The 687-nt window shown below is 47.2% G+C and carries 1 protein-coding gene; it reads left to right on the top strand.

Features of this window, described 5'->3' with window-relative positions:
- Window positions 1–687 (top strand): phage late control D family protein (locus ACFILY_RS09640; RefSeq protein ID WP_375673380.1); only part of this gene is annotated, 687 nt, incomplete at both ends.

Genomic DNA, 687 nt, shown 5'->3' with positions numbered 1-687 from the left:
CTCAAGCAACAGCACTCTGCAAGTGATTTTTGGCTATGAGAACAGCATCAGTGCCTTTATGGGGCGTTTTGTTGTCGAGTCGGTTGTAAGTTGTGGTGGCAGTGATGGAGAGATTTTGCGCCTTTGTGGCAAAAGTGCCTCGATGCGTAAAGAGCTCAAAGAACAGGTGAGTGAGCATTTTGATCACAAAACTGTTGGTGAGATTGTTGAGACACTTGCCAAACGTCATGGCTATCAAGCAAAGGTCAGTCCTCAGTTCACTCAACAAACTTTGCCTTATGTGATTCGTACAGATCAATCGGCGGTTGATTTTTTAACCCGCCTTGCCGATCGCATGCGGGCACGTTTTTTAATCAAAGACAATAAGTTTTTGTTTTTAAGCGGAGATAATTTACCAGCATTAGCAATCCATAAGTACGACTGTTCCAACTGGGAATTTACCCTAGAGCCACGTACGCAATATGGCACCATTGAAGCTTCTTATTTTGATCGCTCAAAAGGGCAGCAATGCCAAGTCAAACATCAGACAGGGTTTAGCGGTCCCGTGCGGCGTTTGCGGACTTGTTGCACTTGTGAGGAGGAAGCACGAGCTGCTGCTGCTTCCGAGTCGGACAGGTTGTGTCGTGCTGTAGGCAGTGGTTCTTTGACCCTTGAGGGACGCCCTGAAATCATGGCGGATCAACCTCT

The sequence above is a fragment of the Bartonella sp. CL25QHWL genome, from assembly GCF_042195335.1.
Classification (GTDB): Bacteria; Pseudomonadota; Alphaproteobacteria; order Rhizobiales; family Rhizobiaceae; genus Bartonella.
This window is presented reverse-complemented; position numbering and strand designations above follow the sequence as displayed.